Annotated in this window: 22 protein-coding genes and 2 pseudogenes; 13 read left to right on the plus strand and 11 right to left on the minus strand. The window is 43.5% G+C overall.

What is annotated here, in order from left to right:
* Positions 1-103: 103 nt before the first annotated feature.
* From C7H79_RS13560 to C7H79_RS13575, 4 genes are all read right to left on the minus strand, one after another.
* On the minus strand, positions 104-676 hold the full coding sequence (locus tag C7H79_RS13560; RefSeq protein ID WP_106707778.1) for a PsbP-related protein: 573 nt from the start codon (positions 674-676) through the stop codon (positions 104-106).
* A 634-nt stretch (positions 677-1,310) separates the two neighbouring features.
* Positions 1,311-3,506, minus strand: coding sequence for an OsmC domain/YcaO domain-containing protein (locus C7H79_RS13565; RefSeq protein ID WP_106707779.1), 2,196 nt, complete (start codon positions 3,504-3,506; stop codon positions 1,311-1,313).
* Between the two features lie 532 nt (positions 3,507-4,038).
* A complete protein-coding gene (locus C7H79_RS13570; protein WP_106707780.1) occupies positions 4,039-4,473 on the minus strand; it encodes a hypothetical protein in 435 nt (144 codons plus the stop codon).
* 138 nt (positions 4,474-4,611) lie between these two features.
* Positions 4,612-4,896, minus strand: a complete 285-nt coding sequence (locus tag C7H79_RS13575) for a hypothetical protein (protein WP_242447302.1) — start codon at positions 4,894-4,896, stop codon at positions 4,612-4,614.
* A 512-nt stretch (positions 4,897-5,408) separates the two neighbouring features.
* Here C7H79_RS13575 and C7H79_RS13580 point away from each other — a divergent pair.
* The 5 genes from C7H79_RS13580 (at position 5,409) to C7H79_RS13600 (ending at position 8,175) form a co-directional block, all read left to right on the plus strand.
* The gene (locus C7H79_RS13580) at positions 5,409-5,600 is read left to right on the plus strand and encodes a hypothetical protein (RefSeq protein WP_106707782.1); all 192 of its coding nucleotides are present in this window, start codon (positions 5,409-5,411) and stop codon (positions 5,598-5,600) included.
* Between the two features lie 425 nt (positions 5,601-6,025).
* Complete coding sequence (locus tag C7H79_RS13585; RefSeq protein ID WP_172592448.1) at positions 6,026-6,625, plus strand: HdeD family acid-resistance protein; 600 nt, start codon at positions 6,026-6,028, stop codon at positions 6,623-6,625.
* Between the two features lie 87 nt (positions 6,626-6,712).
* Positions 6,713-7,300: a DUF488 domain-containing protein gene (locus tag C7H79_RS13590; RefSeq protein ID WP_106707784.1), complete on the plus strand. Its 588-nt coding sequence runs from the start codon at positions 6,713-6,715 to the stop codon at positions 7,298-7,300.
* Between the two features lie 25 nt (positions 7,301-7,325).
* Positions 7,326-7,538, plus strand: coding sequence for a hypervirulence associated TUDOR domain-containing protein (locus tag C7H79_RS13595; protein WP_106707785.1), 213 nt, complete (start codon positions 7,326-7,328; stop codon positions 7,536-7,538).
* Between the two features lie 4 nt (positions 7,539-7,542).
* The gene (locus tag C7H79_RS13600) at positions 7,543-8,175 is read left to right on the plus strand and encodes a uracil-DNA glycosylase family protein (protein ID WP_106707786.1); all 633 of its coding nucleotides are present in this window, start codon (positions 7,543-7,545) and stop codon (positions 8,173-8,175) included.
* Positions 8,176-8,255: 80 nt separating this feature from the next.
* Here the strand turns inward: C7H79_RS13600 and C7H79_RS13605 are convergent, their stop codons facing one another.
* Both C7H79_RS13605 and C7H79_RS13610 read right to left on the minus strand, forming a co-directional pair.
* The gene (locus tag C7H79_RS13605; protein WP_106707787.1) at positions 8,256-8,549 is read right to left on the minus strand and encodes a type II toxin-antitoxin system RelE/ParE family toxin; all 294 of its coding nucleotides are present in this window, start codon (positions 8,547-8,549) and stop codon (positions 8,256-8,258) included.
* Positions 8,550-8,792 (minus strand): type II toxin-antitoxin system ParD family antitoxin, encoded by a 243-nt coding sequence (locus C7H79_RS13610; RefSeq protein WP_106707788.1) that lies wholly within the window; start codon positions 8,790-8,792, stop codon positions 8,550-8,552.
* 400 nt (positions 8,793-9,192) lie between these two features.
* Here C7H79_RS13610 and C7H79_RS13615 point away from each other — a divergent pair, with 400 nt between their 5' ends.
* The 3 genes from C7H79_RS13615 to hflX all read left to right on the plus strand — a co-directional run bounded on the left by C7H79_RS13615 (position 9,193) and on the right by hflX (position 12,702).
* A complete protein-coding gene (locus tag C7H79_RS13615; RefSeq protein ID WP_106707789.1) occupies positions 9,193-9,798 on the plus strand; it encodes a LexA family protein in 606 nt (201 codons plus the stop codon).
* A 49-nt stretch (positions 9,799-9,847) separates the two neighbouring features.
* On the plus strand, positions 9,848-11,131 hold the full coding sequence (locus tag C7H79_RS13620) for a Y-family DNA polymerase (RefSeq protein WP_374058014.1): 1,284 nt from the start codon (positions 9,848-9,850) through the stop codon (positions 11,129-11,131).
* 224 nt (positions 11,132-11,355) lie between these two features.
* The gene (hflX, locus tag C7H79_RS13625; protein WP_106707791.1) at positions 11,356-12,702 is read left to right on the plus strand and encodes a GTPase HflX; all 1,347 of its coding nucleotides are present in this window, start codon (positions 11,356-11,358) and stop codon (positions 12,700-12,702) included.
* 192 nt (positions 12,703-12,894) lie between these two features.
* Here the strand turns inward: hflX and C7H79_RS13630 are convergent, their stop codons facing one another.
* Positions 12,895-13,497, minus strand: coding sequence for a DUF4202 domain-containing protein (locus C7H79_RS13630; RefSeq protein ID WP_106707792.1), 603 nt, complete (start codon positions 13,495-13,497; stop codon positions 12,895-12,897).
* A gap of 452 nt (positions 13,498-13,949) precedes the next feature.
* Here C7H79_RS13630 and msrB point away from each other — a divergent pair, with 452 nt between their 5' ends.
* Entirely contained in the window at positions 13,950-14,468 is a 519-nt protein-coding gene (gene msrB, locus C7H79_RS13635) for a peptide-methionine (R)-S-oxide reductase MsrB (protein WP_106707793.1), read from the plus strand.
* A gap of 44 nt (positions 14,469-14,512) precedes the next feature.
* Positions 14,513-15,700 carry a hypothetical protein gene (locus C7H79_RS13640; protein WP_106707794.1) on the plus strand — a complete coding sequence of 396 codons (1,188 nt, stop codon included), beginning with the start codon at positions 14,513-14,515 and terminating at the stop codon, positions 15,698-15,700.
* A 257-nt stretch (positions 15,701-15,957) separates the two neighbouring features.
* Here C7H79_RS13640 and C7H79_RS13645 read toward each other — a convergent pair whose 3' ends face one another.
* Both C7H79_RS13645 and C7H79_RS18995 read right to left on the minus strand, forming a co-directional pair.
* The gene (locus C7H79_RS13645; protein ID WP_206781769.1) at positions 15,958-16,713 is read right to left on the minus strand and encodes an ester cyclase; all 756 of its coding nucleotides are present in this window, start codon (positions 16,711-16,713) and stop codon (positions 15,958-15,960) included.
* Between the two features lie 101 nt (positions 16,714-16,814).
* Positions 16,815-17,130, minus strand: a pseudogene (locus tag C7H79_RS18995) (transposase); the annotation flags it as partial.
* A 487-nt stretch (positions 17,131-17,617) separates the two neighbouring features.
* Between C7H79_RS18995 and C7H79_RS13650 the strand changes: the two are divergent.
* Positions 17,618-18,622: a DUF3616 domain-containing protein gene (locus C7H79_RS13650; protein ID WP_106707795.1), complete on the plus strand. Its 1,005-nt coding sequence runs from the start codon at positions 17,618-17,620 to the stop codon at positions 18,620-18,622.
* A gap of 57 nt (positions 18,623-18,679) precedes the next feature.
* On the opposite strand, the gene C7H79_RS13655 is transcribed toward C7H79_RS13650, so the two are convergent.
* Entirely contained in the window at positions 18,680-19,654 is a 975-nt protein-coding gene (locus C7H79_RS13655) for an alpha/beta fold hydrolase (RefSeq protein WP_106707796.1), read from the minus strand.
* Positions 19,654-20,049 carry a hypothetical protein gene (locus C7H79_RS13660; protein ID WP_242447303.1) on the minus strand — a complete coding sequence of 132 codons (396 nt, stop codon included), beginning with the start codon at positions 20,047-20,049 and terminating at the stop codon, positions 19,654-19,656. The genes C7H79_RS13655 and C7H79_RS13660 overlap by 1 nt, the downstream gene beginning before the upstream one ends.
* Positions 20,050-20,252: 203 nt before the next feature.
* Between C7H79_RS13660 and rlmKL the strand changes: the two genes are divergently transcribed.
* Both rlmKL and C7H79_RS13670 read left to right on the plus strand, forming a co-directional pair.
* Positions 20,253-22,451 (plus strand): bifunctional 23S rRNA (guanine(2069)-N(7))-methyltransferase RlmK/23S rRNA (guanine(2445)-N(2))-methyltransferase RlmL, encoded by a 2,199-nt coding sequence (rlmKL, locus tag C7H79_RS13665; RefSeq protein ID WP_106707798.1) that lies wholly within the window; start codon positions 20,253-20,255, stop codon positions 22,449-22,451.
* 1,241 nt (positions 22,452-23,692) lie between these two features.
* Positions 23,693-23,997: pseudogene (locus tag C7H79_RS13670) on the plus strand (hypothetical protein); the annotation flags it as partial.

Raw genomic sequence — 23,997 nt, forward strand, 5'->3', positions numbered from 1 at the left:
GTGCTTTCGGTAGGTGATGCGGGATGTTCATTGAGACCCCCACAACGTAGAAGTCACCGGCGCTGCGTAGCTACACCGCGCAGCGTCCGAGTGGACTGCCGGGTTAAGGGATGACAAGGTTGCTCCATATACCAAAAGTGCTGACAATGAGGTTTATCGCTCCTTTTGCCTTCATGTAATTCATTGGCTCTCCCCTGCACGTAACAACATAGCGATTTGGTTTTCGAATTGTCATGATCTGAAAAAATCGGTTCATCTGAGATTCGTTTTGGGATCTAATTAGCGCCGTATACTCAACGGAACTGGCTGGTTGCATAGAAAGAAGAGTATCTGTGTTGTGTTCGATTAAATTCACGTCAGGCATCATATTCTTGATTCGAGAAAGATATTTGAGATCATGAACTCGGTGGTTGGCCTGGTTAATTTGGGTCTGCGTGAATTGATCAAGGCCATCAACGAAGCTCACGTTTACATTGCAGCTTGCGGCATATCCAGTCTGTGCCGAGATTGCTCTCACGAGCGCACGAGTTGTTGGTGCTTGCGATAGACCTTCCTGCCAGTCGGACGGATAGCGAAAGGAAAATCCATCCCCTTTGAAAACCTTATAGTCTTGAGAAAACCCTATTGCCGGATTTAGAAAAAGCAAGAAACAAAGAGTGGCAAGAATCATTTTCATATTGACCCTCTAATCTTATATATACGACAAAAAATGTCTCATAATCTGGAACGGAATGTCATATAACTTGGCTAAGTTTTCCTAAGTCTTTATTTTCTATGTAGCTTTAGAATAGAAAATCCCTTAATACATATAACAAATATACCATTCCCCCCCGTTCAAGTAACACGGGGGGCTACAAATACATTTCATTAGTAAGTTAACAGAAAATTAATGCTTTTGTCACGAATAAACATATGATTATATGTGGCAGGCCTCTTGATTGCCTTAGCAAATAAGTTTAGACTTAATCATGAATAGCATTTATCTTTCTTAAATCTATAATAATATATTGAAATGACACAAAAATAACAGAGGTGCGCAACAAACGATTGATATATCAGAAATAGACCAAGGTTCGATTCCCGTCGTCCCATTTAAAAACCCAATAACATTGGATAAAATCTTTAAACCCGCGTAATAGCGGGTTTTTTTCAAACCAGCATCCATTATTGGGTTATATAATCCTTTAGCATCCAGTCAGGCATTGCCAAGTTAAGTCAAATTAGACTTATTTTCCACTTCCAGACATTATTATGAATATTTAACAATCAATGAGTTAAAAACTCGTGTATTGATTAGTTTTTATGCAAATTTACTCAACCAATGCCCTTTTATGCGCCTCGCGGGCTTGATGAAGCTTTTTGTAGCTTCTGATTAGTCTTTGGTGTTTGTCTAAACCTTCTAACTTCATACTGGTTTTGGTTAAGCCAAAGAATTTTACTTCGCCGGTTACCGAACCGACCACATTCTCCATTGTTCCTTTGCCGAACATTTTATTAAGGTTGACGATAAAATGCTCAAGCGCTAATTCTTTGTCCAGGGTAATCTCAAGTACTGCATGAACCGCTTGATAGAACAAGCCGCGCTCTACGGTATTGTCGTTGTACTGCAAGAACGCTTCTACTAACTGAATGGCCTCATCCAGTTCGCCTAAGGCAAGGTAGATAAGAATTTTCAGCTCAAGAATGGTCAGCTGTCCCCAAACAGTATTTTCATCGAACTCAATGCCAATCAGGGTTCTGATATCTATGTAGTTATCCAGCTGACTTTCTTCTAAACGCTTTATCAACTTCACCAAAGCGTCATTACTCAGAGAATGAATATTCAAGATATCTTCGCGGTAATCCAGCGCCTTGTTGGAATTGTCCCAAATTAGGTCTTCAATTTGATACACTTCTGAATAACCCGGCACCAGGATGCGACAAGCAATGGCGCCCAGGTCAGAAAATTCGGCCATATAAACTTCTTTGTCCAGATTCTCTAAAATACCCATTAAGTACTCTTTTTCTTCTTTGTTTGAGCCGGAAAAATCCCACTCGCAGAATTCATAATCATGCTGGCTGCTAAAGAAGCGCCAAGAGATAACACCCATTGAATCAATGAAGTGCTCAACAAAGTTTTCTGGTTCCTGCACCGCCAGGCTATTAAAAGTTGGTCGCGGTATATCATTTAAACCTTCAAAGCTGCGGCCTTGTAGTAATTCAGTCAGGCTGCGCTCCAGCGCCACTTCAAAGCTTGGATGGGCGCCGAATGAAGCAAATACGCCACCCGTTTTGGGGTTCATTAGCGTCACACACATCACAGGAAATTGACCGCCTAAGGAAGCATCTTTTATCACCACAGGAAACCCATTCTTTTCCAGGGCGTTAATGCCCTCTAAAATGCCAGGGTACTTCTCAAGCACGTGTTGTGGTACGTCTGGCAAGACAATTTCTTGTTCAATAATTTGTTTTTTTACCGCACGCTCGAAGATTTCCGATAGACATTGCACTTGCGCTTCATACCGGTTATTGCCCGCACTCATACCATTACTTAAGAATAGGTTTTCAATTAAATTAGATGGGAAATATACGGTTTCTCCATCGGACTGACGCACATATGGAATAGCGCATATGCCACGCTCAACCAAACCCGAGTTGGTATCAATCAGATTTGAGCCACACAGTTCGCCGTCTTCATTGTAGATATCTAAACAATATTCATCCAGAATCCCTGCTGGCAGCTCGTCATTGGGCCCCGGCTTAAACCATTTTTCATTTGGATAATGCACAAAATCTCTGTTGGCGATCTCTTCGCCAAAATACTGATCTTTATAAAATAAATTGCAGCTAAGGCGCTCGATAAACTCACCTAGCGCCGAGCAAAGCGCGCTCTCTTTGGTGGAGCCTTTACCGTTGGTATAACACGCAGGCGAAGCTGCATCGCGTATATGCAGTGACCATACATTTGGTACGATATTGCGCCAAGAAGCAATCTCAATCTTCATGCCAAGGTCGGCCAAAATGCCGGTCATGTTCGTGATGGTTTGTTCCAGTGACAGATCTTTACCTAAGATGTAAGTGCTGGAGTTGCCTTCTAACTGCCCCATAAGCATGACCTGTGCGTCTTCGTCGAGGTTTTTAACCGCCTCGATTTTAAACTCAGGTCCAGCTTGCACTACTTTCTTCACGGTACAGCGGTCAATCGATCTTAAGATGCCTTGGCGATCTTTATCAGAAATACTTTCTGGAAGCTCGACCTGAATTCGAAAGATTTGGTTATAACGGTTTTCAGGATCAATTATATTGTTCTGCGACAACCTGATGTTCTCAGTAGGAATGTCACGGGACAAACAATACACCCGCACAAAATAGCCCGCACAGAGAGCCGATGAAGCCAAAAAGTAATCAAAAGGGCCGGGTGCTGAGCCATCACCTTTGTAGCGAATTGGCTGATCGGTAATGACAGTAAAGTCATCAAACTTAGCTTCAAGTCTGAGATTTTCGAGAAAATTAACTTTGATTTCCATTGAATGGTTTCCAGAGTCGTGCGGCTGCAACCGGAAGCGTTTTAAACATTTTTCTTCTTGAGGTTTTGAGCGGCTGCCAATCGACGGATTGATCTTAATAGGGGGAATTATCTTTTTTTGGTATTGCCAAGCTAACTTTCAAACGGCACAAAAATACTAGAATTGGAGCCTTTATGCAACGTAACTCTTTCCAAGATGCAAAAGCTTCTTGTCTCAGATTTCGGTAATGGCTGGCAGTATTTGATGACGGTCAAGATTAAATAGATTGTACACTGTGTCATGGACTCGCAGGAACCTCTGTGCCTGCACCAAAGACTTGAACCTGCTCATACCTCGTTCTTTCTTGCCCGAGTTGGCCGGTGTGAAAGCTCGGCGCGATTGTTGGCGTATTGGGAAGTGTCGTGAATTGTGCCAGAAACAAGTTCTCGATGGACGACACCGTAACTTTTCAACTTATCAGTGACGATTTGAGCGTGATATTTTTCGTTTGATAATTGAGTCGTAATCAGTAGATCAAATAATTTATGACATTTCAATTTCTTGTGGCAGGCCAGATTAATGTAATTTTCTTTCCATTTTTTTCATGAATAATCAGATCGCGTTGAAGCGTGGTGGACTCGTAGGTGGCATTAAGGGAATAGCTTCCTGCAGCAAGGTTCACTAACAAGTATGGGCCTTCAGTGGTAGTGTCAAGAACAGTGTTGCCCATCTTATCTTTAATTAATATGTGGACATCGCTGATATATTGGTTTTTGGAGCCGGTTTCCTGTGTTAATTCAAGCATTAAAGACCATGATTTTCCTGCCTGCAATATTGCTTCCGACTCATCTTTGCCTATGCCTCCTGAAATAAACTGCGTTTGACCCTGCAATTCCACCAGTGGAAGCGACGTGTCCTTTTCAGCAAAACTTAAGGTTGAGAAAATCCCGACCAGCACTATAATTATTTGCGCAATTCTGATTATCATGTTGGGTTCGACTCCTGAAGAGTGTTGGTTTAAAGGGTATTGCCATCTCATTTAGTTTCATTGCTTCTACAAAAGAATCTGCATTTGGTTGAAAATATAGAGAAATAGTTTTAACAATATCCGGTAATTATTTAATCATTATCTAGGGTCATACAAACTATTATCCGGTGAAATAATAACTGGCGGATTAGTGGCATAGGGGTTGTTGGGAGAATCAGGCGAATACTTGCTTCCATATTGTCCATAAGGATTGCTGATGGAATCTGGAGAATATTTACTGCCATATTGCCCATAAGGATTACTGACAGAATCAGAGTCGTAGTGGTTATTGCTTAGAGTGCCAAGATATTTTCCGGTTTCACGATCTACCAGAATAGGCGGATTTGATTGTGCTGTCGTAGTAAATAGAGCCAAACTAATCACGGAAATGAGTTCTTCATGATTCCTCCTGAATTAATCCCAATACTTCGTCTAGAGCTGTATTAACGAATTGTACCGTTGATCTGCGAGAAAAAACGGAAAGAAATGCAATCAGAATAAGAAGTTGATTTATAGTATACTTTCTTCAATAAATTTTACAATCGCAAAACCATGCACATGATAAATTTGCAACGACTTGTCTTTGCTATGGTGAGGTACCCTATCAACGTCAAGAAGAGTTTATCCGGGACTTGGCTACACCTCAGCAATCTGCACAACCCTGTTCAGCGAGCTGGCAAAGGCATTAGCTCGGGAAATGCGTAGCACAACCTAAACAAAAGCATCTGATTAAGAAAACAATTTTCATTATTAAATGTCCAAATATTCAATTTATGAACCTGTAGATTTGCTAATGTAGAGTAGCTCAAACGATTATCGAACGTTACTTTCCGGCGCTGGTGTGGAAATACGGATTACATCCGACAAAGAAATTTTAAACTCGAGGAGTTGAATAAATGATGCTGATAAAACTAACGAATGGTTCTGGACAAGATATGTATGTTAATACTTCCCACATCAGATTGATGTATAGAGATGCTAATAACCAAACAACAAAGATTTATTGCGGAGATAATAGCGATCTGCAGGTCGTTGTCGTTGAAACACTTGAAAAAATTATTGAGCTCATAAAAATCGCCAATAAATGAAGCACCTCGTCGCAAGGTGCGAGGTATTAAACCGGGATAAGATTAAAATAAATCAATCTCCTTTTTAGGAAATCAGATTATTTTGCCCAACCTGTGCTGGTGGAATATAGATTTTAGAATGAAGCCTGCTGATGCTGAACGAACGGATCAGGCCGCTCCTATCCAGAGAAATCTAATCATAACGGAGTTTGAAGGCGACAGTCGGCGGTGTTTTCTAAACAAGAGTTCTGTTGCCATAATCAAGAAAATCGGCGCATTTTTACTCCGCCCTTGTCACAAAGTTGGAAAACCATTCACCCAAAGAGCCATTGAGATCATTTGTGTGTCTCCGCACAGAATTTACTTGATAGGGTCTCTAGAGTTGTATTTTGATTTGTGCTCAAAGGTTCATATTTCGAATATTCTTCGTTTTAGGAGGAAACATGATGACCGTCGAAGAGAAATTAGAATTGCCTATTAACTGGGACTGGTTTCTGGCGCTGGGAGTTGGCATGGTAATTCTTGGCATATTGGGTGTTGGCTTTGCATTTTACCTTACTCTTGCAAGTGTGCTTATGTTTGGTATTTTAGCTGTTGTATCAGGGGTTTTACAGCTTGGGCATGGTGTTGCCAGCAAAGAAGACAATTGGTCAGGTAAAGCGTTACATTTATTAATTGCTTTGATTTATATCCTATTTGGAGGAATGTTATTATGGGATCCGTTTAGCGGCTCTATCAGTCTTACTTTGGTATTGACAGTGTTTCTAACCGGCATTGGATTCTCACGTATTTTTTATGCGTGGAAATGTTGGAATCGGGGCTGGAAATGGAAATTAATGCTTGTAGGCGGTGGAATTGATTTACTACTGGCGGGAATGATTTTATATGGATGGCCAGGAACTGTATTCTGGGTTATTGGTTTATTTGTAGCTATGGAAATGATGATAAATGGCTGGCTCCTCATTGCCATAGCCTTGACAAAGCGCAAATCCACTCGCGAGCAAAAAGATTTTTCCACTTCTCAATCGAAAGATATTGCGATCTGAACCATCAAATATTTAATGAATCTAACGATGATATTGAGAAAAGAGTAATCCATCATAAGCCTTTATAATATATAACAATATTTTATAATGAATCTTAACAATGCTAATGAAGACAGCGCTGAGAAAGCCCCGCTTATTTGCACCATCGGTCATTCCAACCGGTCGATAAATATTTTCATCGAATTACTCCAGCGAAATGAGATTACCCAGGTAATTGACGTTCGCACCGTTCCCCGCTCGAGTCATAATCCTCAGTTCAATCAGGACGAATTGCGAAAATCATTGAAAGCGGTCCAAATTTCCTATACTCATCTTCCGGGACTTGGAGGTTTGCGCCACGCACGAGTCAACTCATTAAACACCGGCTGGCATAATCTTTCTTTTCGAGGCTATGCGGATCACATGCAGTCAGCGGAATTCATGGACAACGTTGAATGGGTTTCGAATCTGGCCCACACTGAGCGTTGTGTCTTGATGTGCGCTGAGGCGGTTCCCTGGCGGTGTCATCGTTCGATGATCGGCGACGCGCTTCTTGTGCGCGGCATTCGCGTCGAGGATATTATTGGGCCGAAAGAACGAAAACCACACACTCTTACCTCCTTCGCCCATGTAGATGGAACACAAGTCACCTATCCTCCGCCGCCTTTGGTCGGCTTGAGCAACCCAAACCTGTAAAATAACCTTTAATACGAGGTGAACCATGGCACATAAATTCAAAATCGGCGATCATGTTACTTGGAACTCCGAGGCTGGACACGTCTCCGGCAAGATTATCAAGATGCACACCAAGGACTTTAATTATAAAGGCTATACGCATCATGCGAGCGAGGATGAGCCGCAGTATGAAATTCAAAGTGACAAAAGCGATCACATCGCGGCACACAAAGAGTCGGCTCTGCATCCAAAGAAGTAATTAAATGAGTGAGCCCCATAGCGCGTTAAAAGATAGTTTGAATCAAACTACCTACCCCACTCTGGAAGGATTGATGTTGGCGATACGCAAGTGTCGCGCCTGCGAACCACACTTGCCGCTTGGACCGCGTCCAATTTTACAAGTCGGCGAATCGGCGCGCGTCCTCATCGTCGGACAAGCGCCCGGCGCACGTGTACATGTTTCTGGAACGCCGTGGGATGACCCCAGCGGAGAGCGTCTGCGTAAGTGGATGGGGTTAGATGCGACTGGGTTTTATGACGAATCAGAAATTGCGATTATCCCAATGGGATATTGTTATCCAGGCAGAGGAAATGGCGGCGACTTACCGCCCCGCCGAGAATGTGCAACACTGTGGCTCGATCATTTATTAGCAAAGCTGCCACGAATTGAATTGACTCTGTTGATTGGTCTGCATGCGCAGCGGCATTTTCTTGGCCATCGCCGCAAGCGATCACTAACAGAAACCGTCAAAGCGTGGCGCGAATTTGCACCTGAATATATTCCATTGCCCCACCCTTCGCCGCGCAACACACCGTGGTTTCAGCGTAACTCCTGGTTTGAGAATGAACTCTTGCCCGTGCTGAACGAACGGATCAAATCGCTCATTGCCCGATAAATATAATATGTCGATATCCGCGACACGTGATATCACGCATCAGCGGTGTCGGATTAGACCGGAAATACCAATGAATTAACTTATAAATGCTGTTCAATATCGATACGGCCATGCAGAATGCGGGCAATCTCAATCTGATCTTTTTCCCTATAGTGATAAAAAATCACATGTTTGCCAACACCATATTTATAATAGTCTGCTCGAATCTCACCGCAAGTGTGCCCTATTTCCGGTTTGTCAGCGAGATCATGAAAGGCTGCATCAAGTTGACTCAGGTAACGCCTTTGCTGCGTCTTTCCCCATTCTCTGCGTGTATAACGGCCAATTGCGATCATATCGACTCTTGCCTTCTGAGTAAGAATGAATGATTTCATCTAACCTTCACTTTCCAATTCATTCAGAATGCTTTGCAAAGAATAATCAGATGCGCCACTCTGTTCACCTTCGATCAAAGCATGACGCAATACTTCCAGCTTGATCTCACGTTCCTCAAGCAAACGTAACCCCGCCCGTATGGCCTCGCTGGCCGAATCATAATGCCCTGTTTCAATCTGATGTGCCAGAAATTTCTCAAAATGCTCACCCAGTGTCACACTTGTATTTTTTTGTACAGGCATCACAGCCTCCATGCAAAGTTTGACAATATTTGATTGTAATATTCATTGGTATATTGCAGTCAATAATTCCACTATTGCTCCGGAACGAATTATTCATGATACCGCGCATTCTCTATAAACTTATAGAATAGGCATCTACCAGTAACAAAGATTCATGGATAAATTGTGTCGAATCTATAAGTTCGTTCAATTCTATTATTTATCAATCGAGTCTGACCCCATTGATTTATGACCCCATTGATTTATTGATCCGACCGGCTTATGGTTTGGCGGTACCACTTCACTGACAAATCTCCGGAAAAACCGGAGCGATTCATGCTCAGTTTGCAAAGCAATTTGACACCGATATATAGAGTATGTTTGAATACCGTTCATATTTCAAATGTGGAGCTATTCGAGTATGTCAAATCGTGGCGGAAAAAGAGAAAATGCAGGCAGGCCGCGCGGCCAGGGTAAATTTGGCGAACCGACGATTGCAATACGCATACCGCAAAGTCAGGGAGCCACCATAAAAATGTTTCTTGATGCTTACCAGAACAAAAGAACAGGCTTGAATGAAGAAGCAACCAACGTGGATGAGTTCTTCACCCCATCCATCAGCGATCAACCAACCAGACTGCCGCTTTTTACTACCAAAGTCGCCGCAGGTTTTCCAAGCCCGGCGGATGATTATGTAGAGAAACGCCTCGATATCAGTGAATTTTTAATCGATCACGCCGCTTCAACGTTCTTCGTCACAATCAAGGGAGAATCAATGATCGATGTAGGTTTGCTGCCGGGTGACAAGGTTGTCGTGGATAGATCGAAGACGCCGGGTATCGGTAACATTGTGCTTGCGGTTGTTGATCGCGAATTCACCATCAAGATATTTGATCGCAGCACGAGTGGCAGGCCCCGATTGTTGCCTGCAAATTCCTCGGGGGCTTATTTGCCGATCGAGATTGCTGAAGATATGCAATTTGAAATATTCGGCGTCGTGACAGGATCATTCCGCCGCTTCGAGTGATTAACCATAGCAAATAGAAATTTAAAGTCATCGCGCTTACTGCATTAACATGTCTGATCGTTCTATTGCGTTGATTGATGTGAATAACTTCTATGTCAGTTGCGAGCGGGTATTCAATCCTAAACTGGAAGGCAAACCAGTTGTGGTGTTATCCAACAATGATGGCTGTGCAGTCGCCAGAAGCAACGAAGTCAAGGCACTGGGAGTCAAAATGGGGCAGCCCTGGTTCCAGCTCAAAGATCTGGCAAAGAAACACGGCATTGTAGCTTATTCCTCCAACTATGCTTTGTATGCAGACATGAGCAACCGCGCCATGAGCCTATTAGCAACGTTCAGCCCGGATCATGAAGTGTATTCCATTGATGAATGCTTTCTTGACCTCACCGGATTCAGGAAACAGAACCTGGTTCTCTACGGTCAGCATATTCGTCAACGGATTAAGCAATGGACGGGGTTGCCGGTTTGCATCGGTATTGGATCAACCAAGACATTGTCAAAGCTGGCTAACCATATTGCCAAAAAGCATCCTGAATTTGATGGCGTGTGCGATCTGAATGCCATGTCACTCCGGCAACATGACGACTGGTTCAGCAAAATTGCGGTCGGTGAAGTCTGGGGGATCGGCAGACGACTTGCACCCAGGCTGCATGAAATAGGAATCCACACTGTTCTGGATCTCCGGATGACATCCCCATCGCGAATGCACTCCAATTTCTCGATCGTCATGGAAAAGATTATCCGTGAAATCAATGGCACGCCCTGTATCGAACTGGAAGAAATGAATCCACCCAGAAAACAGATCGTCAGTTCACGCTCCTTCGGCATTCCTGTCTCAGATTTAGCCAGTCTGGAACAATCGGTTTCTCTCTATATCAGCCGTGCAGCAGAAAAATTGCGGCGTCAGCGATCATATGCCGAGGCAGTCTACGTCACTATCCGCACCAGTCCATTCAATGAGAAAGAGCCGTACTATACGAATAGCCTGACGATCCCACTCACAACGCAAACGGATAATACAGTTTTACTGACCAAGATTGCCTTGTGGGGATTACGAGAAATCTATCGATGTGGCTATAAATATCAGAAAGCTGGCGTGATGCTGTCTGAACTGGTATCTGCCAATCACCGCCAACCCGATCTCTTCAGCCCAGTAGCAGCAGATACCAAATCGGATAACTTGATGAATGTCATGGATCAGATCAATGCCCGCATGGGCAGAAGCACGCTCAAACTGGCATCCGAGGGATTCAGGCAACCATGGAAGATGAAGCAAGGAAACAGAAGTTCTGGCTATACCACGAAGTGGGATGAACTGGTTTGTGTTACGAAATGATTGAGCTAATACAAATAATGATTGATGGTAGAATAGCTGCGAATCATTGTTTCAGAGATCTCGCAATTTGAGTTATAGATAATTATATTAGCCATTCGGTAATTGCCGTCTCATAGAACAAGATCTTAGTTTCCGCCTTCCAATCACTCATCGGTTCAGTGAATGTATCGGCAGCCTTTTCAGATCCTCTCCGATTCCGATCATCCAGGAAGTTCAATTTTCCCATGCCAATAGAAGACAAAGAAAAATTCAGGATTGCTGTCATAGCGTCGGTTCAACTGCCGAGTGTGAGCGATATCGAGTTTGAGGCATCTCTGGCCGAGTTGCGCGAACTCGCCAAGACATTGGGTTATAAGGTCGTCCACACATTTGTACAAAAACGCTATAGCTTCGATACGACAGCTTACCTGGGTGCTGGCAAGCGGGAGGAAATTCGCTGCTTCGTGAACCATGAAACCGGATCCGCCGAATTCGAGGAAACACCTCCTCACCCTGATAGCCAGGACATCAGCACTCTCCTGGTCGATCACGAGATCTCACCCTCGCAGGCGCGTAACCTTGAAAATGAGGTCGGCTGCGAAGTAATGGATCGCACGATGGTAATTCTTGAAATTTTTCACCGCAATGCCCGTTCTCGCGCTGCGCGCGCTCAGGTGGAAATTGCGCGCCTCGGGTACATGGCGCCACGTCTACGCGAAGCGGCGAAACTTGCGGGACCGCAAGGACGACAACGCAGTGGTACCGGCGGTCGTGGCGCTGGCGAATCGCACACCGAATTGGATCGACGCAAGATCCGCGATCGTATCGCCGAACTACAACAAGAGATTGTCACGATGGATGCCGAGCGCAAGATACAACGTGCACGACGACAAGAACGCCAGGGACTCGCCAGCGTGGCTCTGGTCGGCTATACCAACGCCGGCAAATCCACTTTGATGCGGGCGCTTACGGGAAGCGAGGTACTGGTTGCAAATAAACTCTTCGCCACGCTGGATACCACAGTACGGGTCCTCCATCCAGAGAGCGTACCACGCATACTGGTCAGCGACACAGTCGGTTTCATCAAGAACCTGCCGCACGGGCTCGTCGCCTCGTTCAAGTCAACGCTTGACGAAGCGCTTGATGCATCCTTGCTGCTCCACGTCATTGATGCCAGCGATCCTGGGTTTGAGCGCCAGCTCGAGGTCACTCAACAGGTGCTTGAGGAAATCGGCGCGAATGTCGTGCCACGCATTCGCGTATTCAACAAAATCGATCACGTCGGCGATACAGCGGCGCAGATCGAATGTGAAACAGCCTTGCAGACACAATATCCGGATTGTATCGTAATGAGTGCACGTCGCCGCGATGATGTCGCGCGACTGCGCCAGAAGATCGTCGCGTTTTTCCAGCAGAATTTGATTGAGGCCGAATTTTTTCTTTCCTGGTCGGCACAGCAACTACGCGGCGCAATCTATACGAATTGCCAGGTGCTGGAGGAACGCGCAGATGATGAGGGAGCTTTCTTCCGAGTTCTCGGCGAACCCGATACCATCGAGAACTTGCGCGAGCAATTCAGCCTGGTACGATGAACCAGCATCACATGTCTCATCACACTGATTTATATTAATTCTCTTTCATCCCAAATGTCTTGAGGAAGCTCTGAATAGCTCACATCGCCATTCCAAACGCAATGAAGAATCTTGCCGTAGCTTATGATGTACAGGCACAAATTTTCCACGGCTGAACTGGCTTTATCTGCTCAATTAGAACAGAATCTTGATTTATTCTGATGCTGCTTTCCTGATCAGCGCAGCCAGTGCATCCGGTAATTTGATGCGTTGATCAAGCACGAAATGATGAGCTTGAACGGACATCTTTTTCCAGACCTTATCGATGATATCAATCCATTTCTGTTCGTCGTATTCGGGATGTTTACTAGCGAAGTCAAGCAGATAGTGTTCGAGGAAAACCAGCCCTGCCACATCTTCCAACAACTGGGTGTCGGGGTTGGTTTTAAGTGATTTTTTACCAACGGCTTGGGCTACACGCGCAATAAATGTATTTTCATATCCAGCCTTGGCGAGTAAGTCGGCAACGGTATCGGAATGAAATTTGCACAATCCGGCACGCCACTGATGGTAGCCCTTACGATCCATCGGATAGTCACTGCGAGGCGATTTCCAGCGTTGGATGTGCTGCGCACTCGCCGCCAGTTTCATAGCATTATCGGCATCAGGCACATAGCGTTCGAGCATGTCTGACATGCGGCGCGAGTAAAGCAGCTCTTTCGGCCAGCTCTTGCCTTCCGTGTTTTCCTGGTTCGGATCTTCGCTATTTGCCGCATCAATCAGCGCTTTTGCTTTATCGAAGCATTGAGAAGTCATATGGTTAGCTGGCCGTTTTGGTATTTGTTAGGGGAAAGAAAAGAATAAATGACCATCGTTCGAAGGCAGACAATTGAACGGATGTTCTTCGCATTTTAAAAGAAAATTCTGCAAAAACCCACTGAATATTATGAATAATCATAATATATGTTCAAAACATTTCCATTCCAAAATCCAATTACCGAGTTTAATCGATTATCCGACCACAAGTGAGCCATTTACATTACCCTAACTGATCTCCAACTCCATGGAACTGTTGCTGTTCTCACCTATGTTCGGAAATAAGTGATCATGATCTCCTACGTGAAAAACACCAGTAGATCTTGATTGGATAATCTAATCTGAGCATTAAAAATAACTACTCTTATGATACTCAGTTGATGTTTAATATTCTCAAGCTGATAAAACCTACGTAAGATAGCTTTAAAATACCCTGCTTTGGAGAAATTTTCATGAAACGACGCACTGTGTTACAAAGCCTCGCTATGGTAGCCGTATTCCCGCTGATTCCCGCATGCTCTCGCACACAGATCATCGGAGAAGCTTCCAGTCAGATTTTACCATTAAACAAATCTCATAAGGAATGGCGCGAATTGGTCTCGCACAGGGCTTATGAAATCCTGTTTGAAGAAGCAACCGAACGTCCGGAATCCAGTAATCTGGTTTATGAGGATCGCGAAGGCACCTTTATTTGCGCCGCCTGTTATCTGCCGTTGTTTGAAAGCGCACATAAATATGAAAGCTGGACCGGCTGGCCCAGTTTTACCCAGCCAATTGCCGGGCACATTGCTACTAAAATCGACTTCAAGATGATCTGGCCACGCACAGAATATCATTGTGCGCGCTGTGGAGGTCATCAGGGCCATGTATTTAAAGATGGTCCTCCTCCTCGCGGAGAACGCTGGTGTAATAACGGCATTGCACTCAAGTTTGTGCCAAAGGACGAGCAATTGCCGGCGCTCAGAAGTTGACTGGCTGATCGGAATAACACTACTTCACTTAACGGGAAATAATCATGGGTAAAACATATCAAGATTATTTTGATGCGCTGGGTTTCAAAGAATCATCCAGTGTTTCCGGTGGAGCGCAGAACTATGGCACTGAGAATCCGTTTGGCTTTATCGGAAAATACCAATTTGGAGAAGCGGCTCTTTTTGATCTGGGATACTACGGCACTGATAACAGTGACAGTAATTTGTTTAGAAATGACTGGGTTGGCAACTGGTCGGGCAAAAATGGAATCAATAGCAAGCAGGATTACTTCAGTAATGGAGCCCTACAAGAATTAATCATTCGTGATTGGCACGATATTTTATGGGGAAGAATAGAATTTCTCGGTCTTGATAAATATGAAGGACAAATTCTTAATGACAATCAAATAACAATCTCCGGAATGCTGGCCGCATCACATCTTATAGGCGCGGGAAGCCCATCATCTGACACGGCTGGTTTAAAAGGCTATTTGTTGTCGGGAGCGGTCTTCAGCAAGGCGGATGGCAATGGAATCACTGCCAATACCTTCATGAATTTTTTTGAAGGCTTCCAGACCCCATTCACAGCCGATCATAACAAAGCCGAATCTATTGCGGGCGGAGCGGGAAAAGATGTGCTGACCGGGTTTGCAGGTAATGACACGTTAATCGGAAATGAGAATACTGACACAGCCATTTACCGTGGCCACTTTGCCGATTACGACATTAATCATAATGCTGATGGAAGCTGGACGATTATTCACAAAAACGGTGGGCCGGACGGCACAGATACACTCAATCAAATTGAACGCATTCAGTACGCTGATATCTCATTAGCTCTTGATCTTGATGGCAAAGCTGGCATCACAGCCAAAACGTTGGGCGCCGTTTTCGGCCGGGAATCGGTATCAAACGAAACTTTCTCCGGCATTGGTCTGAACTTACTTGATGGCGGCATAAGTTACGAAGCTTTGATGCAATTTGCAATCAACGCGGCACTTGGCAGCCACGCAACAAATCATACGGCTGTTGTAGACCTGTTATATCAGAACGTAGTTGGCTTTGCGCCCTCAGCGGCAGATGAAGCATACTACGTCGGATTACTGGAATCAGGCGCTCATACTATTGCCTCAATTGGAATCTTTGCTGCAGATACTACACTCAACCAGGAAAATATCAATCTTGTGGGATTATCTCAAACCGGACTGGAGTATTTGTTTACTCCAGTCTGAAAATATAATTAACGGAGTCATACTGGACAGACCAGGTACATGATGAATTTATAACATTCATCACAGAAACACAGAAGCTGACCATGCAGTCAAAGGATCGTATGGCACGCGCAAAGTACGTTGGAGCCTTTTAGGCTCTGAAAATATGGCGGTTGTAAGGGTAATTTATTTTAACCACCAGGCAAATGATGAAATCTGATTGGTTTTCATTTATGCAAAAAACAAACTGGTTTCATATTGAAATGTGAGTGTCAATGTTACATTCGAGAGGCTATTTCATCCATTTTACGGGCCGTGGCGCTACCATGTACTGGTAATCCAGTTGGATCCAGCAAACCCACTTGTACCAGAACACTCGCCTGATCCCAATAAATATGTTCATGAGTGACCTTTCCATCTTTAAATCCTACAATAACTACAAGTGGAATCTCAACCCGTTTGCCTGTGGGTTGGATATTCGGTAGCATCCACCCTACTTCAGTGGTATGTGTAAACTTGAAGATGATCTCGTCTACCAATTGATTTTGATCGATGGTCTGAGACACCGGAACCATTACGAGATCCGGAGGAAAAAACTTACCAAATGGAATAAGGTCTGCGTAAAATTTTCGCACACCCTCCTTCCCTATTCCGCCAATGAGGGTGGGAATGTTATTCAAATGAGGATCGTCGGTCATGGTAGACAAAGTGGTATCCAAGTCACCACGAATCTCGGCATCAATATGAGCTTGAAACTGTTCTGTGATTTCTTGCTGATCTGGAGTAAGTTCTTTTTTCATCCGGTTTTTTTGGGTTCTAAAACTAGGAAAAATTATCCTCAATACTAATACATCTTTCCGTGAATTTCCACAATTTAACCACTCAGAAAATTTAACCGGATATTTAGTTAAACCTACTGCTGAATGCATAAAAAAGTGAATCGCCCCGATATTTCCAGAGATTTTTTTGTTTGAGTCAGGCTGCATCAACTGACCCTGTAATGAATTAATACTTTTGTTTCCCGTCGTGCCCACAAAGCTTGTTCCAATACATCGGGCACCCTATCGGTAGACAATGATCGGCTAATTCGCCAACCAACAATACAGCGTGGAAAAACATCCGTAATCACTGTCACTTCGGCAGGCGATCGAGCTTCGCCTGGGCAAAATATGTAGATGCCTTGCGTAATATCTCATTCGCTCGCTTCAACTCACGATTCTCACGCTTCAGTTGTTTGAGTCGTTCACGGTCTACAGTTAACATGCCGCTTCGATTACCCTGGTCAGTCTCTGATTATCGTACCCATTAAGTAGCGTCGCAGCAGTACAACCTATTTTAGATGCTATCGATTCCAGTGCCGCCCACTGCGACGCATACTCCCTTTGGTGTTCTTGCAACAACTGGACAGCCCGTTCTCGAACCTCCGATGAATATCTTACTTGTTTTTTTATTACTCTATCCTCTCAAGAAAAAGGCCTCCTGTAAGCCTGAGGCGATTCACTTGGCTGATTGCATCTAATTTGAATTCCTTTGTGTAATGCTTTCTTGTTACCATTTCTTCATCACTTAAGATAATTGTCTCTTAACTGGGTTGTCCGAGTCTATTTGACTATGTCAATAAGCGATAGTATGGTTTCTCTTCATAAGCTCAGCGATGTAGCATTAAGTAAAATTCTAAAAGCGGCATCCTACTCTGAAGCCACCCTAGATGGATTGCGCAGTTCATTTTGTGATTGGTGTGGAGATAAACCAATTTATCGAGAGAAGTATGCGAGGCTGCATTAGCCCATGAGGCTCAGAAACAAACTGAGGCAGTTTCCCGGAGAAGTGATTTATTTGAGAAACGACGTGAACACATGTTGCAATGGAGCAAGTATTTATTGAGCAAAATGCCTGAAACTGGTAACACCGATTATTTATAAAACCAACGGAGTCTCTATGAACAGAAGATTTGTCATCATAGCAATTCCTATCGTCATTACGATTCTTACACTACCTGTCTTCGCAGGCACACTCTCACCTATCATCCAACATTATGGAATGTGTGACGCATCCGCCGCTGTTCCTGTAGGAACTAAGCTGTTTGCCGTCGCCAATGATGAAGACAATACATTGAGAATCTATAAAAATGATGAATCCGGCAATTCCATATACTCGCAGGATCTTTCTTCATTTCTGCAAACCCATCCAAAGCATCCGGAAGCCGATATTGAGGGTGCTACCCTCATTAACAACCGAGTCTACTGGATCACCTCGCACGGAGCCAATAAAAATGGTAAGGAACGCCCTAACCGTCACCGATTTTTTGCGACAGATATCGAAAAAACTATTGACGGTAAATTTAGTTTGAAACCTATTGGCACACCCTTCATTGGCTTAGTCAGGGCTTTTGAAGATTCCACTAAATTAAAAAAATATAACCTTGGAGTCGCTGCTAAAAATGCTCCGGAATCCAGGAATGGACTCAACATAGAAGGACTGACTAAAACTCCACAAGGAAGCTTGTTAATCGGTTTTCGCAATCCTGTCCCAAAAGGGAAAGCTTTGCTGGTTCCATTGAAGAATCCACAACAAGTCATTACCAGAAATGAAAAACCAAAATTTGGCAAACCAATTCTTCTGGCATTGAATGGGATGGGCATACGCAGCATTGAGTATTCTGATAGCTATCAAGCATACTTTATTATTGCAGGACCTTACGACGATGATGGTAATTTCCAACTTTACCAGTGGTCAGGCAATCCTTCTGAAACACCAGAATCAATCAAGATTGATTTTAAAGATTTACATCCGGAAGCATTGATTGTTTACCCGATGAAAAAGACAAGAGTCAAGATACTTAGTGATGATGGATCAAAATCAATTAATGGCCAGAACTGCAAAACATTAGCTAATACCCAAGATAAAACTTTCCGCAGCACATGGTTAGAAATTGAGCCTTGAAAAATATTTTCATGAAAATTTCTTAATTATTTCTAGCCTGAAATACTTATAATGAACTCAATTGCTTGGAAATATTACTCTATTAGTCATCGTATCGCGCGTTTCTGCTTCCAGAAATTGCTGCAAATAAGGTAATACCCATGATGGCTCCTCTTCCTGAACGGCATGGCCCACATCGCTAAAAACAATCAACCTTGAATTGGATAAACTCTTGTGCAGGCGCTCACCAATTGCCAATGGCACAATTTCGTCATCTCTGCTCCATATAATTAAGGTGGGGAGAGTCAGATCGGTATAGTTTTCTGAGAATTGTTGTAAATCTGTTGGCAGTATCTGTCGCGCGGTGGTCAGAGTTGCGTATTTTGCATTGGACTTGCTCAGATTATCGGCATAGTGGTCGATGGCACTTTGTGGAATAAGGGCATCATTGAAATAAACTTTCTTCAATAAATCTTTCACCTGGATAGTATTGGGAATAGCATAGATCAACAGTGGCCCCAGTACAGGAGTAGCCAGCATTTTCACAAATCCAGGCAATTCTTGTGGGTAGGCAATACTGTCAATCAACACCAGACTTCTCTGCAGATTCGGATGCGATAAGGATAAATAGATGGATGTAGCCAGCGCTACCCCGCCACCATAAGAATGTCCGACAATATGAAGATTCTTCAGGTCATTTTCGAGTATAAAATTCCTTACTAAACTTGCCTGCTCATAAACGGAATAAGCGTCATCGCGTGGTTTAGGTGAATCGCCAAAACCTTTCAGATCAATGGTGATTACACGGTATTTCTGCGCCAAGGGTTCAACAATATATCGCCAGCTATAACTGCTGGCACCGAAACCGTGAATTAGAAGCACCGGCTCTCCTTCTCCGGTACTTTTAGACGCCAATTGCAATTTACTGGCCTTGACCGGACTACGATATTGTGACCAGCCTGGAATATTCTTATCCATAACTGCACAACCACTTAGACTGAGAATCACGGACAAAAACACAAAAACACCAACCACTATTACAGAATTCTTCATCAATTTAGAGACCTGACAAGCACGACCATATCAAAAATTCCTCCAGCAGCAAAAGAGATCGCTCCGAAAATAGGAAGTACTGCAATAACCCGACAAGCTGTCTTTAAATGCTCAGCTTCCGCACTATCTTCAATCTTCATATGACGTGGGATGGATAAGATCACATAACTAATCAAGCCAAGAAAGATAATATTTCCAATGGTAAGAGGCAGAAGATTGGTAAAATAGATTTCTAGCGGGCCCAGTGTTTTTTCAGTGCAATAACCACATTCATCAATCAGTGAAAATATCATGTCACGTCGTGCGTTAATGGTTTGAAAAAAACTGAGCGTAGTATTTACAGCCCCCCATAAGGCTGCCAGTAGCACGATTGGAAGTCCCAGTTTATCCATCATTTATCCTTCTTTGCCAAGCGGTTTTGAAAATTTGAGTGGATCTACACGTACGCATGCGCATATAGCATAGTAGAGATTATCACGCGACATTTAAAATAAAATTCGAATTCTTTCAGATTCAGGTCAGAGATTAAACAAAAAAACTGCGCGGCTACTTCACATTCTAGTATCCTACGCGGTTATTCCATAACAAGTCACAAATTATGACGCATTACCAGCTCTTCGCAACTACGCCGAAAGCGATGGAAGGCATTCTCGCTAATGAAATCAGCGCTCTCGGTGGACAGGAAATACACCAGAAGCTGGCTGGCGTAGCTTTTCAGGGCGATTTAGCCATGGCCTATAAAGCTTGCTTATGGTTACGGACCGCCAACCGCGTACTGTTATTGCTCAACAGTTTCGAGGTTAATTCTCAACAGGATCTTTACGATGGCGTCCAACGCATCGACTGGTCCGAGCATTTGGGCCCAGATGACAGTTTAGCGGTATCGTTTAGCAGCAAAAATAACCCGGCGATTAACAACACGCACTTTGGCGCCCTCAAAGTAAAAGATGCCATCGTCGATCAAATACGCGCCAAGTCTGGCAATCGACCTAATGTCGAAACCGAATATCCCAGCATTCGCGTGAATGTCTATTTGCATAACGAAATTGCACAGTTGAGCCTGGATTTATCCGGTGAGAGCTCGCACAAACGTGGTTATCGCGACATTAACGTCGCCGCGCCACTCAAGGAAAATCTTGCAGCTGCGATTTTGCTGCGTGCAGGTTGGCCTGAAATTGCCCGGCAAGGTAATTCACTGCTCGATCCAATGTGCGGTTCAGGTACACTTTTGGTGGAAGGCGCGCTGATCGCGGGTGATATCGCACCGGGCTTGCAGCGCGATTATTATGGTTTTCTGGGTTGGAAGCAACACGATCCCGCACTGTGGAAAAGCATTCTGGATGATGCTCAGCGACGCCGTGAAATTGGCTACGCCAGTTTGCCGGTGATCGTCGGCTTTGATCAGGATCGCCATAGCGTCAATGCTGCACTGCAGCATATTGAAAACGTTGGGTTGTCAGGCAAAATCCACATTGAGAAACGTGACATCGCCGATGCAGCCGCAGCTGAAAGCTGGCCAAAAGGATTGCTTGTCTGCAACCCGCCCTATGGCGAGCGTCTTGGTGATGAAGAACAAGCCGGGATGCTATACCGCGAGTTTGGTGAGATATTGAAACAACGCTTTACCGGCTGGCAAGCAGCAATCATTATCGGCAATCCGGAACTGGGTTTCAGACTGGGCATACGTTCGCACAAGCCGATCACGTTATTCAATGGTGCGCTGGAATGTAAGTTGTTACGATTCACCATTGAGGAAAAATCTTTCTTTGAACCAAAGGCAAAGTCCCAGCAAGAACGTATCGAATTCATCAACCGTCGTGTCCAGGCCGGACAAACCGATAGCCAGGCGGAAATGTTCGCCAATCGATTGCGCAAGAATCTAAAAAAACTGATCAAGTGGAGCAAACAGAACCAAGTGCATTGTTATCGGCTATATGACGCCGATCTGCCGGAATACGCGGTAGCCGTAGATGTTTATCACGGCGAACAAACCTGGGTCAATGTCCAGGAATATGAATCTCCCAAAACGATTGATCCCACCAAGGCCAATCAACGGCTGGCCGGAGTGATGCTGGAAATACCCAAAGTGTTGGAAATACCCGCTGAACAAGTATTTCTGAAAATACGCCGCAAACAGAAAAATATTAATCAATATGAAAAGCAAGGCGATTCCCGTCGCTTTAATGTCGTGGAAGAGGGTGGCTGTAAGTTCTGGGTGAATTTTGAGGACTATCTCGACACTGGGCTGTTTCTCGATCACCGTCCAGTGCGTTTGCTGATTCAGCAACAAGCCAAGGATAAACGTTTCCTAAATTTATTCGCTTACACCGGCAGTGCCTCAGTGCATGCAGCAATCGGCGGCGCAGAATCGACCGTCACGGTAGATATGTCAAATACTTATCTGGATTGGGCCAGGCGCAATTTTCACCTAAATGGCATCAGCGAAGACAAGCATCAGCTGATTCGGGCAAATTGCATGGAGTGGTTGACTCAGCAAGCTCAAGCAAAACACAAACCATTATTTGACCTGATCTTTCTAGATCCCCCCACTTTTTCCAACTCCAAGAAAATGGATGAAATCTTCGACATTCAGAAAGATCACGTGGCACTTATCCGTAATACCATAGCCTTACTGGCGCCAAGCGGCACATTGTATTTCTCGACCAACTTCCGTCGATTTAAAATAGACAAGGAATCATTGAACGATTTGATCATTGAAGATATCAGCACAAAGATGATCCCAGAGGATTTTGCCCGCGATGCCAAAATACATTATTGCTGGAGAATTTCTCGCTGAACAATTAATTTGCATAAAGTAAATTGCCTTTCTTCAGAAATAAATTCTACCTGTAACAATTACGCCTTGAACTGAATGGCATAAATTATCAACTACCAATTCAAGCAAATGGGAACTGCTTTCCGCTGCCATCGATAACCGACTACCTTGGTTATCGCTTCTTAAACAATCATCAAGAAATTCGATTTTAACCCCTAATTCCCATTGCTGTACAAATTATAGAGGTAATTTTATGCGAATCACATTTGTGTAAAAAACAACACTAAAGTAATCTTACCAAAAATTTGCACTCTTTAATCGAGGACTAATGCAAAGAAACAAGTCAGCAATACAACTTAACTTAATTTTTCTTTGCTGATAACCGCTCAAGTACATCTTAGGCCGCTGCACTGAATTTGCCAATCTCTAAATTACCAGATTAATACCTTTATTAATCAGTTCATTCCTACACATTCCAGGATATAAACAGTACAGGGCTACTATAAAACTATGGCAATTTGTCACTTGTCAAATAAGGAGGATTATAAGAGTATCTCTTAATTGTCAACAAAGTAAAAGCGGAGGTAAAAATTAAGCATCCCATGGTAAAAGTATTATAGAGCTGCCATTAAGCAATGTGATTTGTCATGTAACTCAGGTCGAGAATAAAAAGATTTTGATCGTCATTTTTAATCAACGACTCGGTAATTAAACATGCACTCATTTCGCTGCACGCATATTATCACCTTCCTAAAAATTAGATTTCGGACGCAAATTGAAATCAAATTCAGAGAAATCTGCTTCCCGACAATTGACGTTCGATACGTTGTCATAAATCGATTTTAGAGCTTCCGAGAACTACTGATTGTAATTTAACACATAAGACATTGATTAAAATATCATTACAGAATGCTCAGTGGAAATATAATTTAAGCTAATATTTTTGTAGGTATTAAATATTCGCAACGAATACTGTTGACAGCGGTTAGGATTTAAACATTTTATATTATACAATTTGATAACTCTTCATCTGGAAACTAAGGAATTTTTGAAGCCTTAAAGCAATCCTAATCAATAACACAGCATTTACACTTACCCATAGTAATAGATCAGCTACTCAGAAAATGACTCAAAGTTTGAGTCTATAGCCCAAAGTAACCATTTAATGTTTAGCTAATGATCCAGGCGTTATCACTCATCATCAAGCGAGTGAATCTTCCAGATGTAACGCTATATTACTATTTAAAATCAGAGGTACAAAAATGAAAACTATTTTTTTCCAACATAAAGCAACATTATTTGCTCTTCTCATTTTGCTTTGCGTCATCAGCAATAAAATTCATGCCCACAATCCACACGATATGGTGCTTGGATTAGGTATTTCCCCCAATTTTGCCAATGACAATACGGTCTTCCTGGCCACCGATGGTGAATTGACCTCAGATCAATATACCAACATTCTGCGATCAACTGATGGCGGTGCAACCTGGACCAAACTTCCCAATGGGCTGGACAATGTGTACTCCGAAATTGGCATTCGTGTCTCACCAAACTATAGCAACGATCA

Origin of the sequence: Nitrosomonas supralitoralis, from assembly GCF_003011925.2 — a bacterium.
Lineage (GTDB): Bacteria > Pseudomonadota > Gammaproteobacteria > Burkholderiales > Nitrosomonadaceae > Nitrosomonas > Nitrosomonas supralitoralis.

Excerpts from the sequence above, each read along its gene's own strand:
- C7H79_RS13560 (WP_106707778.1), bottom strand. The coding sequence starts at position 676 with ATGAAAATGATTCTTGCCACTCTTTGTTTCTTGCTTTTTCTAAATCCG.
- C7H79_RS13565 (WP_106707779.1), bottom strand. The coding sequence starts at position 3,506 with ATGGAAATCAAAGTTAATTTTCTCGAAAATCTCAGACTTGAAGCTAAG.
- C7H79_RS13570 (WP_106707780.1), bottom strand. The coding sequence starts at position 4,473 with ATGATAATCAGAATTGCGCAAATAATTATAGTGCTGGTCGGGATTTTC.
- C7H79_RS13580 (WP_106707782.1), top strand. The coding sequence starts at position 5,409 with ATGATGCTGATAAAACTAACGAATGGTTCTGGACAAGATATGTATGTT.
- C7H79_RS13585 (WP_172592448.1), top strand. The coding sequence starts at position 6,026 with ATGACCGTCGAAGAGAAATTAGAATTGCCTATTAACTGGGACTGGTTT.
- C7H79_RS13590 (WP_106707784.1), top strand. The coding sequence starts at position 6,713 with ATGAATCTTAACAATGCTAATGAAGACAGCGCTGAGAAAGCCCCGCTT.
- C7H79_RS13595 (WP_106707785.1), top strand. The coding sequence starts at position 7,326 with ATGGCACATAAATTCAAAATCGGCGATCATGTTACTTGGAACTCCGAG.
- C7H79_RS13600 (WP_106707786.1), top strand. The coding sequence starts at position 7,543 with ATGAGTGAGCCCCATAGCGCGTTAAAAGATAGTTTGAATCAAACTACC.
- C7H79_RS13605 (WP_106707787.1), bottom strand. The coding sequence starts at position 8,549 with ATGAAATCATTCATTCTTACTCAGAAGGCAAGAGTCGATATGATCGCA.
- C7H79_RS13610 (WP_106707788.1), bottom strand. The coding sequence starts at position 8,792 with ATGCCTGTACAAAAAAATACAAGTGTGACACTGGGTGAGCATTTTGAG.
- C7H79_RS13615 (WP_106707789.1), top strand. The coding sequence starts at position 9,193 with ATGTCAAATCGTGGCGGAAAAAGAGAAAATGCAGGCAGGCCGCGCGGC.
- C7H79_RS13620 (WP_374058014.1), top strand. The coding sequence starts at position 9,848 with ATGTCTGATCGTTCTATTGCGTTGATTGATGTGAATAACTTCTATGTC.
- hflX (WP_106707791.1), top strand. The coding sequence starts at position 11,356 with ATGCCAATAGAAGACAAAGAAAAATTCAGGATTGCTGTCATAGCGTCG.
- C7H79_RS13630 (WP_106707792.1), bottom strand. The coding sequence starts at position 13,497 with ATGACTTCTCAATGCTTCGATAAAGCAAAAGCGCTGATTGATGCGGCA.
- msrB (WP_106707793.1), top strand. The coding sequence starts at position 13,950 with ATGAAACGACGCACTGTGTTACAAAGCCTCGCTATGGTAGCCGTATTC.
- C7H79_RS13640 (WP_106707794.1), top strand. The coding sequence starts at position 14,513 with ATGGGTAAAACATATCAAGATTATTTTGATGCGCTGGGTTTCAAAGAA.
- C7H79_RS13650 (WP_106707795.1), top strand. The coding sequence starts at position 17,618 with ATGAACAGAAGATTTGTCATCATAGCAATTCCTATCGTCATTACGATT.
- C7H79_RS13655 (WP_106707796.1), bottom strand. The coding sequence starts at position 19,654 with ATGAAGAATTCTGTAATAGTGGTTGGTGTTTTTGTGTTTTTGTCCGTG.
- C7H79_RS13660 (WP_242447303.1), bottom strand. The coding sequence starts at position 20,049 with ATGATGGATAAACTGGGACTTCCAATCGTGCTACTGGCAGCCTTATGG.
- rlmKL (WP_106707798.1), top strand. The coding sequence starts at position 20,253 with ATGACGCATTACCAGCTCTTCGCAACTACGCCGAAAGCGATGGAAGGC.